At 63.0% G+C, this 15,532-nt stretch carries 13 protein-coding genes; all 13 read right to left on the bottom strand.

The genetic code is table 11. From position 1 onward, the window contains the following. Nucleotides 1-33 precede the first annotated feature (33 nt). The 13 genes from ACRQHG_RS08935 to ACRQHG_RS08875 all read right to left on the bottom strand — a co-directional run bounded on the left by ACRQHG_RS08935 (nt 34) and on the right by ACRQHG_RS08875 (nt 15,479). Complete coding sequence (locus ACRQHG_RS08935; protein ID WP_435720001.1) at nt 34-447, bottom strand: Panacea domain-containing protein; 414 nt, start codon at nt 445-447, stop codon at nt 34-36. A 68-nt stretch (nt 448-515) separates the two neighbouring features. Next, the gene (locus ACRQHG_RS08930; RefSeq protein WP_320753560.1) at nt 516-896 is read right to left on the bottom strand and encodes a hypothetical protein; all 381 of its coding nucleotides are present in this window, start codon (nt 894-896) and stop codon (nt 516-518) included. A gap of 98 nt (nt 897-994) precedes the next feature. Next, nucleotides 995-2,311: an HNH endonuclease gene (locus tag ACRQHG_RS08925; RefSeq protein WP_435720000.1), complete on the bottom strand. Its 1,317-nt coding sequence runs from the start codon at nt 2,309-2,311 to the stop codon at nt 995-997. 34 nt (nt 2,312-2,345) lie between these two features. Next, complete coding sequence (locus tag ACRQHG_RS08920; RefSeq protein WP_435719999.1) at nt 2,346-3,005, bottom strand: hypothetical protein; 660 nt, start codon at nt 3,003-3,005, stop codon at nt 2,346-2,348. A 2-nt stretch (nt 3,006-3,007) separates the two neighbouring features. Then, nucleotides 3,008-3,619 (bottom strand): hypothetical protein, encoded by a 612-nt coding sequence (locus tag ACRQHG_RS08915; RefSeq protein ID WP_435719998.1) that lies wholly within the window; start codon nt 3,617-3,619, stop codon nt 3,008-3,010. After that, nucleotides 3,612-4,412 carry an ABC transporter ATP-binding protein gene (locus ACRQHG_RS08910; RefSeq protein ID WP_435719997.1) on the bottom strand — a complete coding sequence of 267 codons (801 nt, stop codon included), beginning with the start codon at nt 4,410-4,412 and terminating at the stop codon, nt 3,612-3,614. The genes ACRQHG_RS08915 and ACRQHG_RS08910 overlap by 8 nt, the downstream gene beginning before the upstream one ends. Continuing rightward, nucleotides 4,405-5,493: a FecCD family ABC transporter permease gene (locus ACRQHG_RS08905; protein WP_435719996.1), complete on the bottom strand. Its 1,089-nt coding sequence runs from the start codon at nt 5,491-5,493 to the stop codon at nt 4,405-4,407. The genes ACRQHG_RS08910 and ACRQHG_RS08905 overlap by 8 nt, the downstream gene beginning before the upstream one ends. Before the next feature lie 70 nt (nt 5,494-5,563). Further along, complete coding sequence (locus ACRQHG_RS08900; RefSeq protein WP_435719995.1) at nt 5,564-6,718, bottom strand: ABC transporter substrate-binding protein; 1,155 nt, start codon at nt 6,716-6,718, stop codon at nt 5,564-5,566. 162 nt (nt 6,719-6,880) lie between these two features. Next, nucleotides 6,881-8,149, bottom strand: coding sequence for an ATP-binding protein (locus tag ACRQHG_RS08895; protein WP_435719994.1), 1,269 nt, complete (start codon nt 8,147-8,149; stop codon nt 6,881-6,883). A gap of 210 nt (nt 8,150-8,359) precedes the next feature. Beyond that, nucleotides 8,360-10,249, bottom strand: a complete 1,890-nt coding sequence (locus tag ACRQHG_RS08890) for an ABC transporter ATP-binding protein (protein WP_435719993.1) — start codon at nt 10,247-10,249, stop codon at nt 8,360-8,362. Beyond that, nucleotides 10,242-12,116, bottom strand: coding sequence for an ABC transporter ATP-binding protein (locus ACRQHG_RS08885; protein ID WP_435719992.1), 1,875 nt, complete (start codon nt 12,114-12,116; stop codon nt 10,242-10,244). Before ACRQHG_RS08885 ends, ACRQHG_RS08890 begins: the two co-directional genes overlap by 8 nt. A 100-nt stretch (nt 12,117-12,216) precedes the next feature. Further along, nucleotides 12,217-14,727 (bottom strand): YhgE/Pip domain-containing protein, encoded by a 2,511-nt coding sequence (locus ACRQHG_RS08880; RefSeq protein ID WP_435719991.1) that lies wholly within the window; start codon nt 14,725-14,727, stop codon nt 12,217-12,219. After that, nucleotides 14,724-15,479 carry a TetR/AcrR family transcriptional regulator gene (locus ACRQHG_RS08875; RefSeq protein ID WP_435719990.1) on the bottom strand — a complete coding sequence of 252 codons (756 nt, stop codon included), beginning with the start codon at nt 15,477-15,479 and terminating at the stop codon, nt 14,724-14,726. Before ACRQHG_RS08875 ends, ACRQHG_RS08880 begins: the two co-directional genes overlap by 4 nt. Between the last annotated feature and the right edge of the window lie 53 nt (nt 15,480-15,532).

Raw genomic sequence — 15,532 nt, 5'->3', positions numbered from 1 at the left:
TCTTGTTTCACGGTAGTCATTCTGGTTTATCTCCTAGGTGGTTTTCACCCTCACACACAAACCATTAGACACTCTCTCAATCCATGGTTCCTCCTGCTGTGTAGCGCGGGTCAGTTCCTCAGAAGGCATGTCACCATACCGATCCCAGACTGCCTTCAGAATATCGCTGGTGTAAAGATCGAACTCCTTGGGTTCCTCTTCCCAAGCGGCATGGACTTCTTCGAGAAGCTTTTGATCCACAGTTGCGCTGCAAGCAGACGCAGTAAGTAGATCACCTACAACGGGACCGTTCTCCATTGCGTAGAAGGCATCATCGAAGAGGGCTTCGCCTGTTTGGTATCCGTACCAACCAAAAGCATAGAAGCACAGTTTTTGCAGTTTGGGTGCGGATAAGCTGCCGGATGCTGAGTGAGAAACGAAAAACTGGGCTACGTCAAAAACGCTCATGGGAAGACCTCCTGTCCCATCATTCTGGCATAAGACAGGTGGCTTGTATGCAGTCAGAAGCATCGAAATTATCCTTTCGTTAGTTGGCCGGCGCGCTGGTACGAGACTCCGAGAATTGCGCCGATATCGCGCAGAGTTAGGCCGTTTTCTTTAAGTTCGAGTGCAATGCTGCGTGTTTGTGCCGCAGCCTGCCGGGTGAGTTCTTCCGCCTCGTGGCGGAGGCGGTATGTTTCTGCAATTCGGATATCGAAACCTTCGGGGAGGATGATATCGATGGACGTATCGAAACTATCGGCCGCGAGTCCAGTTTGAGATGCGATAGCGCTCCGGATTACCTCTTCAGCCTGATCGAGCTTCGGGCATTCTGAAACATGATCGACCGCATGGCATTCCAGGTGCCACTGTTTACCGGCACGTTCGGCGCTTGCTTTGAATACGGGGCGATTCATGTTTTCTTCTTTCTTGTAGGTGGTAGGAAAAATTCTAGCCCGGCTTGAAATGGTAGTCAAGCCGGGCTAGAAAAGATGCTGCGTTTTACGAGTGGACTTTAGAAGGGGGTGCAGTCTTCGCTCCATCGGAGCGTTGCCGCTGCAGTGTCGTACTGTAACCAGCCGATATCAAAGGCGCGGTGATGGTTCCGGCACAGTAGCAATCCATTGTCGCTGGAGTCGGGTGAATCCAGGTGCTTGGGAACAATATGTGCGGCTTCGAGAATCTCCGGCCGGTCCATTCCGCATACCTCACAGGTCTTTCTCGTTTCCAGCAGCTTTTTCCGGAACCGTTGTTGTGCGGGGCGTTCCCGCACCCAGCGTAGGATCTTTTCGCTGATCTCAGTGACATCAAACTCTGATTCGACGATGTCATCACCATGCTCATTGAGCCATTCTTCTACTGGATCGCTAACGGAATAATGAGGATGTTCAAGCCCTGGACTTTCTGTAGACAGGCGAGCTACTGGGCTATTGCCGAGCCACTTCCCGAGATAGTTCCACAGATACGGGTTATGCCACTGTGCGCGCCGCTTGCGGTACCCGATTACCGAGTGCATGTAATCGAATTGTTCGACGACGCCAGTACTCAGGAGAGGTGAACGGAGTAAGAAATCAAAGCTCCCAAAATCTTCGCTCTCTAAGAAAAGCGCTTCAGACTTATAGGGAACCTCGTCGTATTGGAATTCAAAGTATTCCTCGTTCTGGCGTTCTTCCAGTTCCTTCGCGAATTCGGTTTCGATGTCCCCATCAATGCGAAGGGAAACTCTCCAACTTTGGAGCTGCCCCTCGGAATCGAATACTGTGAATAGCTGTTCCTCCATCCCTGCGGATGCCACGAAACCCATGTATGCGCCACCGCGTTCAGGAAGCGCGCTCACCGCGAGATTCTGAATAGGACCGTTATAGCCACCTGTTAATTCCAGATATGCGCAGAGAATCCCCATTGCTTTGGGGAAATCTGGATACGTCATAAATGTTTCAAAAGCTTGTTGTGAGGTAGCGCCGCCATTGTCGCGAGGCTTCGCACCGTTGAATCGTTCGCGGTGAGTCTGTGTATCTTCGGCAATGAGTTCGGCATATTCGGAAGCCAGCAAGGGATCCTCCTCGATCTTCTGGGCGGGTGCGCCGTTTCCTCTGGATACTTCAATATTAGCGACCTCGTGCGTGCGAAGTTCTGGGATCTTCTCCGAGGATAGAAAAGGTGGGCGCGCGACATCTCGCACGCCCACCCGATTGCGTTCTCGACTAAGAGCCGCGCTCGCGTACAGCCAACGTTGCACGCCGGTGGCACTGGCCGCACCGGCCGCCCGGGTCTCGCCGGCCGCCCGGGTCGCCCCGGCCACGCCGAAGTCCGCGCCACCGGCCCGCGCCACTGGCCCGCGCCACTGGCCGCGCCGCGCGCCAGCGCTAATCCCCGAGCCACTCAAGCATGCGGTAGAGCAACTGCGTGGCGCCCGGCATGAAGCCGGCCCCGTGATGGTAGGTCGCGTCCATCGTGGAAACCACCAGCTCGGCCGGGAAAGTCACATTATCGTGGTAGAGCAGCATATTTGGGTGATCGGGAAGCGCCAAATAATGGCCGCCCCAGGGATCCACGCCCGGCCCGGTCTGCTCCACCTGCGTGAGTACCACCAACGCCGTCGCCCCCGCCGGAGGCGCGAGCACCCCGTGATAATGCCAGTGGACGGCCTCATCGGAAAGATACTCCCAGAGCGGGTGATCAGTGTTCACCGAGCGCCGCCCCAGATCCTCGCCGGTACGCCAGGACCAGAAATTCGTGCCGCGCGGAGTCTCAGACGTGCCCGGCAGCCAACTACCCACCTGGTTAATACCATCGATAAATACTTTTTTACCGGCCTGCCCCAGGAAATCCAGCACCTGGCCGTGCTTCGCGGCCACCACACCCGGGTGATTACGCGCCGCCAGATAGACGGCGTCGAACTCCGAAAAATCTCCCGAATAATCCGGCCAGTACACGGGGGTGACCGGGCGTGCCCGCACCGCCGGATCCTTGACGGTCGCGAGGTGGAAAAACGAACCGGTATGCACAAATGCTATTTTCTTCATCGCTACTTCTCCAGGTACTCGGTGATGGCGCGGCGTAGCCCGGCGGCGGAGGTCCCCGGGAAAGCGAAACCGCTGAGGTCGTTACCGTTGTGGACGATCACTTCGCCTGCGCCCAGCCGGTAGCTGACGTCCACCGGCAGCTTACCCGGGCCGATCCCGGTGATCACTCGCGCGCCTTCGGGCAGCTCAGCCAGGAAAGAACGCGCGTAAAAACCGGCCACCCCGATCTCACGTAATTCCTCGAAGGAATGCTGGCCGGGCACGCCGGTGCGCAGCAGCATATCGCGCCGCTCCACGCCCTTCCAGATCGGATGCGGCTCCACCGCGCTCAGCCACACATCATCGAGCCCGTGAAATTCCATTTTTCGGTGGCTCGGCAGCCCATCCACCCAGCGCCGCATCGGCAGGCCATTGGCCAGCAGTTTTCCGCCCGCGCGCACCCACGCGCTCAGGCGCTCGCGCTGAGTTTCCAAGAAAAGCTGATCGGCGCCCATCGACACCACAATTCCGCGGTAATCGGCCAGCTGGGTGCCGGGCAGCTCGTAGGTGTCAATAAGATCGGGTGGCGTGCTCGCATCGCGCACCGTATTCATAATCGTGAGGATATTACCCATCGTGGTCCTTTCTTTGCGAGGGTGGTGTGGAAGCGGAAGAGGCGGCGTCGTCGTTCGCACTAAAATCCGGTACGACGACGCATTGCGAGCCACGGTCAACCGGAACATCACGGACCCGAATCGGAGTGCGATAAAGGGTGCTCAGTCGCGCTTCGGTGAGTTGGCGCGCGGTTTCCCCGATGGAGAGGTCGTCGGCATCCATGACGAGGGTGGTGCGCGAGGTGAGGAAGGCATGCGCCGGGTCGTGCGTGGTCATAATTATGGCGAGGCCCTCGGCCGCGAGCGTGCGAATAATCGTGAGGACGCGGCGCTGATTGCGCAGGTCCAGGGCGGATGTTGGCTCGTCCAAAATGAGGGTGCTCGGGGTGGCGACCAGGGCGCGGGCAATGAGCGTGAGCTGGCGTTGCCCGCCGGAAAGCTCCGCGTAGGTGGCCCCGCCCAGGTGTGCGATGCCCACCCGTTCGAGCGCCTCCCAGGCCGCTTCACTATCGGCGGCCGAGGGGCTGGCGAAAACTCGCATGGTGCGGGCCCGGCCCATGAGCACCATGTCATGCACGGTGAACTGGTGGTTTGCCGCGTGGGATTGCGGCACGTAGCCGATGGGGCCGTCGGAATGGACGGTGCCTTCCACCGGGGTGCGCACCCCGGCCAAGCAGGTCAGCAGGGTAGTTTTCCCGCGCGCATTCGGCCCGAGCACCGTGAGTACTTCGCCGGGGCGGGCCTCCAGCTCCACCCCGCGGAACAGCCACGGGCCGCCGCGATAGTGATGCCCAAGATTATCTGCTTTAAGCAAGAGCCCGCCCCTTCCGCGCGCGCCGAATAAGCAGCCCAATAAATACCGGGGCTCCGATGGTGGCGGTCAAAATTCCCACCGGAATTTCCACCGAGGTCGCATTGCGCGCAATCGTGTCAATAATAAGGAGATACATCCCGCCCATGAGGAAGGATTCCGGGATAACCACGCGATTATCGTGCCCCACCAGCAGGCGCACGAGGTGCGGAATCACCAGGCCCACCCAGCCAATAATGCCAGCGGCGGCCACCGAAGCCGCGGTAAGAAGGGCGACGGCGAAAATACACACCCAGCGCATCGCACTCGGATTAATACCGAGCGCCCGGGCATCCTCATCGCCCAGCGAGAGCACATTAATACACCAGCGCAGCGCCACCACCACAATCAGCCCAATAATAACGGGAATAATAATAGTGGTGACTTTTGCCCACGACGCCGCAGCTAGCGATCCCATAAGCCAGAAAGTAATCGAGGGGAGTTTACTGTACGGGTCGGCCACGTAGGTCATGAGGGAAACCATGGCATTAAAGAACGCGGAAACGACCACGCCGGCCAGCACGATGGTGAGGGTGGCCGAATGGGAGCGAATCCGCCCGATAAGCATGACGCAGACCACCGCGGAGAGCCCGAATACAAAGGTGGATCCCATGAGAATAAAACTCGAAGTGCCCACGAGGATCGCCAGCACCCCACCGAAGGCGGCCGCGGAAGAAACCCCCACAATATCGGGGGAGACCAGCGGGTTTCGGAACAGGGACTGGAGTACCGCGCCGGAAACCGCCAGGCACCCGCCGAGCACCACGGCAAGAACGACCCGCGGGGCCCGAATTTGGTTAATGGCCACCAGTGCGGAGCGATCTACATCATCCGGACTCGAGAAGAGGATGCGCACCACGTCCGGAGCGCTAATGGAGAGCTGGCCCATGCCCATCGCCACCACCATCGCGCCAAGCAGCGCGATGGTGGTGATGAGCAGCACCGCGAAAGCCGCGGTGCGGCGCCGGGCGATGGTACTTGCCGCTGTGGTTGGCGCGCTGGCCGCGGGTGCGGGGGCGGTAGCCCCCGCCGTCGTCGTACTCATCGTTCCCGGCACTGCACCGGACGTACCGGATGCGGCGGACGCACCGGCCGCGGCCGCTGAATCTGCGGATTTAGCGAACAACGTCATAATTAGCGCTGCCGGCATTAATATCGGTGCGCAGAACCAGATCGATATCTTCGTCGGTGAGGTCGTAGTTGTAGACCCACTTCGTCTTCTCGCGCATGAGCGCGGGCATATCGACCTTAAATTCGCCCGGGTAGGCGAGGGCTGCCACGTAATTCCAGTACAGCGGGGATTCCGCGCACGGAACCTGCCAGCGGTACACGCCCAGCGGGGCGCGGTAGACGCGCTTATTCTTAATAGCACTTACTTCGGCGAGGCGCGGATCGTTATAAAGATCGTCGGGCACGGCCTTATCGAAAGCGGAAAGGAAAATAATTTCCGGATCCCAGGCCAGGATTTGCTCCGGGGAAACGATGCCATCCTGCACCACGTCCGAGGTGGCCATATTCTGAATTCCGGCCACATCGAAAACGTGCTGCCCGTAGCTCTTTTCGGTATTCGCGGACATTTTCTCCACCGAGTAGCTCAGCTGCAGCCCGCGTGGCTTGGGCTTGCCCAGCGCTGCGACCTGCTTGGATATCGATTCCTGTTCGCTGTGCATATAGTCGATAAGCTGCGCGGCGCGATCTTCCTTGCCGAGGATCTCACCGAAAAGCTTGATCCAGGTTTCCAGATTTTCCTGGGTGCCGTACTTGAGCCCGAGCACCGGAATGCCGGCCGACTCAATCGGAGTAATAAGATCCTCGCTGCGGTCACCCCACTGAATAAATACGTCCGGATCCTGCGCCAGAATGGTTTCCATATTCGGGGTGAACTGCCGATCCGCGATCACCGGGGTGGTCACCGACGCCGGGAAAATCTTCGAAATAATGCCCTGCTTATTGGCGACCAGCAGTGACTCATTAATACCAACAATGCGGTCCCAGGAGCCGTCCACCGCGGCAATAATGGTGGGCGCGGGGATCACCGCGGAGGCAATTTTTTGCACCGGGCGCGTGACTTCCACCTGGTGGCCGCGTTGATCGGTCACGGTGATGGGGCCGCTTGCGGCATCGCCCGTGGCGGGGGAGGCCGACGACGCAGCTGCGCTGGCGCTACTCGAGCTGGTAGGTGATTCGGTAGAGGTGGAAGATGCGGAACAGCTCGCCAGTAACCCGGCGCAGAGCGCGCTCAGGGCAACGGTCATGACACGGCGTTTCACCAATGCTCCTTCGTTAGCGGCCGGGGCGTGAAACCGGCTCCCGACCTAGTGGTTAGGTGGCCCTAACTTTATGGACTGGAGTGCGGGGTGTCAACCGTTATGTGGCGTGAAAATCCTTGTAAATGCTTGAAAATCCGGGGGTGGGTATGAGTATGCGTAGCGTTACTGGCCCAGCGCGCTGAGCGGGAAAGTGATAACGCCGTCGTCCGCAGGTCCTGTTATTCCCGTGCCGGTAATGACGGCAAGGAAAGCAGGTTCGCCGCGTTCGGGTGTAATTTGGGCGACCGCTTTTTTGAGACTGTGCGCGCCCTGGGTGACCTGCCCGCCCCCGAGCTTGACTTCGATGCCCGCCCACACGCCTCCCGGGAATTCCAGTACCGCATCGATTTCATGGCCGTAGGAATCGCGATAATGCCGCACGTGCCCACCCAGGGTCTCGGCGAAAACGCTGAGATCGTGCACAACCGCGGACTCAAAAATAAATCCGAGAGTTTCTAGATCTCGCCGCAGTGCGGAACTATCCGCGGCAAGTGCCGCGCAGGCCAGCGCCGGATCGGCCAGGTGATACTTGGGCGACAGGCGCACTTGGGCTTTAGAACGGAGCCGAACCGACCAGGCTGGAACCGCCTCAACAACGAAAAGCCGCTGGAGAGTATCGAGAAGCGTGGATACCGTTTGCCGGCTCGACGCGGGGAAAACTGCATCCAGATCCTTTTTGAGAGTGGCGATGGAGACCTCGGTTGCCACCGAGCGGGCCAGAGCCCGAAGCAGATGCAAGATGAGTTGCGGATCCTGGCGCAAGGTAATAATCCGAGAAATATCGGCACGCGCAATCTCCTGGAGGTAGCTGGTGAGTGCGAAGGCGGCTGCCTCGCCTTCCAGCTCAAGCATCCCGGGGAAGCCCGGGCGCAGCAGGGCCTCAATCACGGAATCGAGAGAAGGCGTGCTGAGGTTCGGGGAAACGGGCTCCCCAGCGAGGAGCTTGTCGAGGGATACCGTGCCCGAGCTGCGCCCTTTTTCCTGCCAGGTCATCGTGCGTTGGCGGATGCGGGTGAAACGCCCGGCGCCGGTATGGCGCGTAATGTCATCTGCTGGAACCGAGGAGCCGGTGAGAATGAAATCTCCGAAGCCGGGGGAGAAATCCACCGCCCGGCGCACCATATTCCACAGCTCGGGGTTGAGCTGCCATTCGTCGAGGAGTCGAGGGCGTTCGCCTTCCAGAAGCGCATCCGGAGCTATCTGCGCGAGCTGCTGGGCCTGCGGGGTGTCCAAGAAAATGGCGGATTCGCAGTGGTGCAGTGCCGTCATCGTCTTTCCGCAGCCACGCGGACCTTCGATGACTAGCGCGCCTGACGAGGCGAGAGCCCGCGTGACCAGGCGGTCCAGAGCCCGGGGAAGGTAGGGAATTCCTGCAACTGCTTCCGTGTCCATAACACTAGTCTAGAGGGTGGGTTGCAAAATGTAGAGTCCTTACGTTGCATTTTGTAGGCTCTCTACGTTGCAAAATGTAGACCGGGTACGTTGCAAAATGTAGCCCAGATAGGTTGCAAAATGTAGGATTGGGCCCGCCGAGCGTTCTGAAACGCACCGGCGGGCCCGTGATATGCACGCGAAGAGCGGCACTAATCCCCCGAATCGGCATTACTCAGCCGCAGCCCCCAGCTGCCAGCCGGCCGCGCGCCGTCGATCTTCCCAGAACTTCCGGTACAGCCCGCCGTTTGCCAACAGCTCGGCGTGCGTACCCACTTCGCGTACCGTACCGCCCGCGTCGAGCACCACGATCTGGTCCGCACCCTGCACCGTCTCCAGCTTGTGGGCAATCACCAGCACGGTTGCCTCCTGGCGCAGCTGCTGAATGCAGGCGCGGATGGCGGCGGTATTTTCCGGGTCGAGGGCCGAGGTGGCCTCATCGAAAAGCACAATAGGAGCGTGCTTGAGCAGGGCCCGCGCGATGGAAACCCGCTGGCGTTCCCCACCGGAAAGCATCCCGCCGCGTTCGCCCACCGGGCTCTCCCAGCCGCCGGGTAGCCGCGCGGCAATATCGCTCACGCCGGCCATATCCGCGGCCGCCCGCACTTCGGCATCAGTGGCGCCCTCGCGCCCCACCCGAATATTCGCTTCGAGGGTGTCGTCGTATAGATAAACATCCTGGAACACCATGGACAACTGCGCCATGAGCTGCGCCGTCGTTTGATCACGCACATCCACGCCACCGATCTTCACGCTGCCGCCGTCCACGTCCCAGAACCGGCACATGAGCCGGAACAGGGTGGATTTGCCGGCCCCGGAGGGCCCCACAATCGCGGTGAGGGTGCCCGGGCGGGCCGTGAAACTCACGCCGTCCAGCACCGGGGTATCCGCGCGGTACCCGAAACGAACGTCGCGGAGGGCAACTTCGCCGGGCGTAGGAAGGGCGACGTCGCTAGCGGGCTCGCTCGGGACAGGTGCATCGAGCACCTCGCGCATGGAATCGAGCGGAGTGCGGGCCACCTCGGTCGCCATCACGAAGGAAGTGAAATCCTCCAGATTCCGCATGAACCGCAACGCCACCCCGAGGAAGGCGAGGGTAGCGGCCGGGTTGAGCAGCCCGCCGGTGCACAGGTGCACCGCCAGCGCGATGAGGCTCACCACCAGCAGCTGCGCGCCCACCCCGGAGAGTAGATTCGCGCCGATGCCCAGCCACAGCGAACGGCGCTGGGCGGCGAGGTTCGCGTTCACGGCGGTATGAAGCGGCGCGAACGTGGCGGCCTGGCCGGTGGCCCGCAGAATCGGCTGGCACCGGGCGTATTCCACGATCCGGTCGGCCAGATCGCTTTCGGTGGCACTGGTGGCCAGCTCGGAGCGGCGTCGTAAAACCCGGGCCGCGCCGGCCAGTGCGCACAGCAGCGGGAACGCAACCGTGAGGGCGAGCCCCAGCTGCCACTGCCAGATCCACATCCCCACCAGCAGCACCAGCGCGGCGGTGGCATTGCGGATAATCGGGGTGGTGAAATGGGCGATGCCCTGGCCGATGGCCATAAGGCCGTCGGTGACCAGGCGCGAGAGGGTGCCGGCCCAGCCGGAGCGGAACCAGCCCAGCGGCAGGCGGGAAAGCTGGTCGCCCAGCAGGCTGAGGCTGTGGCGGATCACGTCCATGGCGGCGGTGTAGGCCATGACCGCCTGGACGTAGGCGGTGAGCAGGCCGGTCACCGCAAGTCCGGCAAGCACGCTAATCCAGCCGCCCACGCCGAGCCCGAGAGTCGGGGTGCCGGTAGACCAGGTCAGCGCCAGGGGCACCACGGTGAGCAGCGCGAGCCCTTCGATCATCCCGGAAAGGATGACTAGGATAATCGAGCGGCGGTAGTAGCCGTGGCCTTTCTCGGTGAGGACCGAGCCGTAGGCGTGCACGAGGAGCGGATCGGAGAAACGCCCGGTGTGCGTGTGGCCGCCGTACGTGGTGGGTGCGCTCGCGGTGTGCGTGTGGCCGCCGTGCGTGTGCCCGCCGCCCGCGCGCCCGCCGTAAGTATTCGTGGTATCAGAGTTCTTAGGCATCTTCGCGTCCTTCCATGAGCCGCACCCAGAAGGGATGCGTGGCTACCTCGTCCGGGGTACCCAGGGCGGAAATCCGCCCCTGTTCCAAAATGCACACCTGATCCACCCCGAGCACCGATTCGGCGTGGTGCGCGATGACGAGCACGGTGCGCCCGGCCACCAAACGGTTGAGGGCGCTTTGGATTTCCGCCTCGCATTGGGGATCGGTGGCCACGGTCGCCTCATCCAAAATGAGCAGGTCGGCGTCGGCCAGCAGCGCCCGCGCGATGGCCAGGCGCTGGTTTTGACCCCCGGACATCGTGGTATCTTCCCCGAGCACCGTGTCCAGCCCCTTGGGGAGGGTGCAGATATCTTCCCAAATATTGGCGGCGCGGGCCGCCTGCTCGATGGCGGCGTCGTCGGCATTGGGGCGCGCGAGGCGAATATTATCGCGCACGGACATGCGCAGCATTTGCGCGTCTTGGAGCACGAAAGCAACCCGCGCGTAGAGGTCTTTTTCGGGGAGGGTGCGCAGGTCGCGCCCGTCGAGGAGCACCCGCCCGCTATCCGGATCGCGGAAGCGCGCGAGCATGGTCGCCAGCGTGGATTTGCCCGAACCGGAGGGCCCGAGCAGCGCGGTCACGGTGCCGCGGCGCAGCGTGAGGGATACGCCGTCGAGCGCCTGGATGGTGCGCCCGGCGCGCGGATAGGAGTAGCTCACGTTCTCGAACACAACGTGTTCGGGTACGACGCCGCCCGCGGCTTCTCCGGTGCGTGCGTCCCCGGGGGCTGCGGGTGTTTCGGACGGGGCCTCGAGCTGCGGCAACTGTTCCACGCTCGTTACCTCGATAATGCGCAGCGCCGAATTCCCGGCCAGCTGGTAGGACCACATGCTGGTGGAGAGGGTGTCGAAGGTGAGCGGCACGATGAGGCCGATGAGGGAGCAGGCGATGACCTCGGGGAGGGTGGCGCCGCCGGCCGCCAGGATGAGCGAGCCGAGCCCCATATTGATGAGCAGCACCACCGGCGCGGAAATGAAGGACATCGCCAGCGCGGAGCCTTTGAGCAGCGGCCCGCACCAGTCCCAGTAGAAATTCCCGAAATCATCGGCGGCGCGCGCGAAAGCGCGGTGCGCGTGGCCGACTTTCCCGAAGCTTTTGACTACCTGGATGCCTTCCACGAATTCCACCCCGCGTGCGGCGAGGTAGCCGAGCCGGTCGTCCATCTCCGCGGTTTTTTCGCCCATATCGCGCATCATGAACATTTGCGCCGCGAAATAGAAGGGCAGCGGGATGATGGTGAGGAGCCCCAGGCGCCAATTCACGGTAAACGCAAAAATAACGAGGGCGAGCGGGGTGGCTACCGCGGCCGTGGTTTCCACCGGGGCGTGCGCCACCAGGGTGTGCAGCGTGGTGGTATCGGCCTGGATCGCTTTGCGGATCTGCCCGGAGCGCGCCCGAGAGAACCACGAGAGCGGCGCGCGTGAAATCTGCGCGATAATGCGCTCTTGCAGCAGCCCGCGCAGTTTGAGATCCGCGAAATGCGTGATGGTGAGCGCCAGGAAATAGAGGAGCAGCTGGGTGCAAAAAGCCCCGGCAAGTAGTTTCACATTCCAGCTGAGCGCCGCGGTATCTATCGGCGTTCCCGCGCGCCAGGCCGGCAGCAGAATATCGCCAATGCGCACCAGCGCAATAAACGGCGCCACGGCCACGAGCGAGGAGCACACCGCCACGAAGCGGCCGAGCGCCAGGCGCGGGGCAATCGGCGCCATGAGTTCTTTGAGGGCGCGCTGTCCTTGCGCGCGTTTTTCTTTATACGTATCGACACGCGTGGCGACGCCGCCGTTCGGGGCGGTGCCGGCATCTGCGTGGGTGAGTTGAGCCGTCATCCCATTCCTCCGCGAACAGTAGGAGAGGTGCCCCGCGGGCGATCCGCGGAGCACCTCCATATTAGGCTTCCCTTACTTCGTGGTAAATAGGACTCAGAAATTACCGCGCCGCGGCGGGCGCCTCCTCATTTTTTGGTACGACGACGCCGCTACCGGCTTTCGCCTCGCGGGGCCGGGACGCGCCGGCGTGGCCATCGCGCCGTATTTTGATGATGGCGGCGAGGACGGTGGCCAGCACCGAAGCAGCGAACCATATCCCGAGCGCCCCGGCGTAGGTGGCGGTGTCAATGGGGCCACCGGCAATTGCGGCGCGCAGGGCGTTGACCGTGTGGGTGACGGGCAGCAGCGGGTGGACGGCCTGGAAGAAGCTCGGCGCGGTTTCCACCGGGTAGATGCCGCCGGCCGCGCCCAGCTGGATCACGATCATGAGAAGCGCGATGAAGCGACCCGGGGCGCCGAAAAGCGCAATGAGTGCCTGGTTGATCGCGATATACACAATCGAGGAGGTGACGCAGATGGCCAGGGTGGCGCCCGGGTTAATGAGATCCACATTCCCGAAGAGGTGGAGTATCCCGACCAGCAGGCCCGCCTGCACGATCCCCATGAGCGCCCCGCTAGCAACCGAACCGAGCCCGAGCCGCAGCCCGGATACGCGCGCCGCTGCGAGACGGCGCGAGAGAGGTGGCTTCATGAGGTAGAGGCCGATAGCGCCCACCCACATCGCCAGCGCGATGAAGTAGCAGGCGACTGCCGCACCGAAATCACCGACGGGATGGGCGCGGGTGGTGCTTAATTCCACCGGGGTGGCCCCCACCTGCTGCATCGTTTCTGATTCGCTCGGGGTGTAGACCGGGATTTTCTCCGCACCTTCGGAGAGTTTCACTTCCAGGGTGGCGGCGCCATCACGCAGGGTGTGCAGGCCGTCGCGCAGGGTCTCCTGGTTGGTCGCGAGGGCGGTGGCGCCGCTGCTTACCTGGGTGGCTCCGCTGTGGGCGGCGCGTGCTCCGGCGGCGAGGTCGGGGGTGCGGGCGGCCAGTTCGCCGCTTCCGGTAGCGAGGAGCGCGGTGCCTTCCGCCAGCTGGGTGGCGCCGGTTGCGGCGCGGCTGCTCCCGGCGGCGAGGGTATCGAGTTGGCTCGCAAATTCCGTGGTGGCGGCGAGGGCTTGCTGGCCTCCCGCCGCGGCGCGCTGCGCACCCGCGGCCAGCTGGGCGGCACCGTCCTTGAGCTGCGCCGCCCCGGCGCTCGCGGCCTGCGCCCCGCTGGCAAGCGCGCTCAACCCGCCGCTTCCGGCGCCCGCGCGAGGCTCGCCGCTCGCTCCGGTGGCGGTGCCCGCGCCAGGTCCGCTCCCCGTTCCGCTTTCCTCACCTACGAGCGCGGCGATTCCGCCCTGGAGCTGGGTGGATCCTTCAAGAAGCTGCGCGGTGCCGGCCTGCGCCTCAGCGAGCTTCGCCTTGACCACTTCCGGGGGCAGCACATCGTACATCGCGATAAGGGTGCTCAATCCATCATTGAGGCTGCCGAGCCCGCCGCTGAGCTTCTCCGCTCCGGTGCCCAGCTGCTGCGCGCCGGCAAGAGCGCGGTTGGCGCCCTCCGCCAGCGCGGCATTCCCCTCCGCTACTTTCTGGCTGCCCGCCGCCACATCCTGGCTGGCGGACGCCAAGGTATCCAGGCCTGCGGCGCTGCGCTCCGCACCATCCCGGAGCTGGCCGGCCGCCAGGCTCGCGGCACTGGCCCCACCGGCTATTTGGGAAACCCCCTCGCTGAGGGTGCTGGCCCCGCCCGCGGCGTCGCCTGCTCCGGCCGCAAGCTGAGCTGCGCCGTCGTTCATACGCCCCGCACCGGAAGCTAATGTTTCCGTTCCGCTGGCGAGGCTCCCGGCACCCTCGGCCAGTTTGCCGGCGCCCTGCGCGAGTCGGGTTGCGCCGCCGGCGGCGTCATGCAGCCCGGCGCCCAGCTCTCCGGCTCCGCCCGCCGCGGCGCTGAGCTGCTCGCTCAGCGTCCCGAAGGAAAGGTAGATGCCATCAAGATACTCGGCCGACACCTTCTCCGAAACCGCCGCGGTGGCGGTGGAGGCGATGACGCGTCCCACATTGCCGACAATATAGTTGAGGGCATCGTCGGTGACGAAGGAGAGCCGGGCGCGGGTGGCGGCCGCGGGGCCGCGAGCCACAGAGGTGGCATCGCTGGAGAACGACGCCGGAATACTGAGCACCGCGTAAATATCGCCGTTAGCCAGTTTCTGCTGGGCCTCCGCGGCGGAGTATTCCCGCCACTGGAAGTTCTGGCGCTCCTCGGTTTCCAGGAGCTTGGTGGTGATGCTCGCGCCCAGGTTCACCTCGGAGCCGCCCAGCTGCGTGCCGCGATCCTCATTCACAATCGCGGCCGGGATCTCATTGAGGTTGCCGAGCGGGTCATCGTAGGCGCCGGTGAGAATCAGCGCGTAGATCATCGGGATAATGGCGAGCCCGAACATAATAATCGCGGGGCGGATGCGCTCCCGCCAGCTGCGGGCGGCAGCCGGCTGCGCGGCTGGCGCGGCCTGCCCGGTTTCTGTGGCGACGCTCGGTGTCGTCGTATCCTGCTGCGGGGCGGTGTTTCGTGATTCGCTCATGAGTGTTCTCCATAGGCGGCGCGGGTAAAACTGCCCACTTCGGTGGCGAGGCGGGGAAGATCATTGGGGTCGGCGGGTTCCTCGGTCATCCAGTGGAGCACGCGCCAGAGCAGGCCGGCCGCCACCATGGAAGCGAAGTCCATTTCCGCTTTCGAGGGCGGGGGATAGTTGCCGTTCTCGCGGGCGGGCATGTTTGAGTTGGCGGTCGCAGGCGTGGGCGTGCCGTTACCCGACATTCGTTTTTCGTGTACCGGCGTGCCGAACATGACGCGCCCGCGGGCACGAATGGCCGGGGCGCTGAGAAGGCGATCGCGAATTGCCGCGATAATCGGGGCTGCGCTGCCCAGGGCCGCGGAGCTGGTGAGGGTCGCGACAATAAGATGGCGGTGCTCCAGCAGAGTGGTGAGCATGGGGAGCAGCACCTGCCGCTGCACGTCGAGCGAAGGTTCTTCCGAGGTTGGCACCGGGGTGGCATCGAAAATTGCGTGGAGCCGTGTAAGAACGACGGCGCTCACAAGCTGCCTAATCCCAGAAAAATGCTGGTAAAAGGTGGGGCGGGTGACCCCGGCTTCGCGGGTGATCCAGGAAATAGTGAGATCGTCAATCGCCGCACCGCTATCAATGAGCGCGCCGGCGGCGTGCACTAGCGCATCATAGGAGCGCCGGGCCCGCGGATCGTTTGCGGCGGGGCCGAGGTTATCGTGTTGGATTGCGGCAGGGTCGAGGCTATCGTGCTGGTTTGCGTTCGGCATTCCGCTCGTTCCACCGTTGGGATCGTCTGTGTGTACCTCTCTCATGCCGCCTA

The organism is Actinotignum vesiculae, assembly GCF_051267215.1.
Taxonomy (GTDB): Bacteria; Actinomycetota; Actinomycetes; order Actinomycetales; family Actinomycetaceae; genus Actinotignum; species Actinotignum schaalii.
Note: the sequence above shows the minus strand (reverse complement) of the source record. Positions and strands in the feature narration are given on the sequence as shown.

What these genes read in the sequence shown, in the direction of transcription:
- ACRQHG_RS08935 (WP_435720001.1), bottom strand. Translation starts at nt 447, where the DNA reads ATGAGCGTTTTTGACGTAGCCCAGTTTTTCGTTTCTCACTCAGCATCC.
- ACRQHG_RS08930 (WP_320753560.1), bottom strand. Translation starts at nt 896, where the DNA reads ATGAATCGCCCCGTATTCAAAGCAAGCGCCGAACGTGCCGGTAAACAG.
- ACRQHG_RS08920 (WP_435719999.1), bottom strand. Translation starts at nt 3,005, where the DNA reads ATGAAGAAAATAGCATTTGTGCATACCGGTTCGTTTTTCCACCTCGCG.
- ACRQHG_RS08915 (WP_435719998.1), bottom strand. Translation starts at nt 3,619, where the DNA reads ATGGGTAATATCCTCACGATTATGAATACGGTGCGCGATGCGAGCACG.
- ACRQHG_RS08905 (WP_435719996.1), bottom strand. Translation starts at nt 5,493, where the DNA reads ATGAGTACGACGACGGCGGGGGCTACCGCCCCCGCACCCGCGGCCAGC.
- ACRQHG_RS08895 (WP_435719994.1), bottom strand. Translation starts at nt 8,149, where the DNA reads ATGGACACGGAAGCAGTTGCAGGAATTCCCTACCTTCCCCGGGCTCTG.
- ACRQHG_RS08890 (WP_435719993.1), bottom strand. Translation starts at nt 10,249, where the DNA reads ATGCCTAAGAACTCTGATACCACGAATACTTACGGCGGGCGCGCGGGC.
- ACRQHG_RS08885 (WP_435719992.1), bottom strand. Translation starts at nt 12,116, where the DNA reads ATGACGGCTCAACTCACCCACGCAGATGCCGGCACCGCCCCGAACGGC.
- ACRQHG_RS08880 (WP_435719991.1), bottom strand. Translation starts at nt 14,727, where the DNA reads ATGAGCGAATCACGAAACACCGCCCCGCAGCAGGATACGACGACACCG.
- ACRQHG_RS08875 (WP_435719990.1), bottom strand. Translation starts at nt 15,479, where the DNA reads ATGCCGAACGCAAACCAGCACGATAGCCTCGACCCTGCCGCAATCCAA.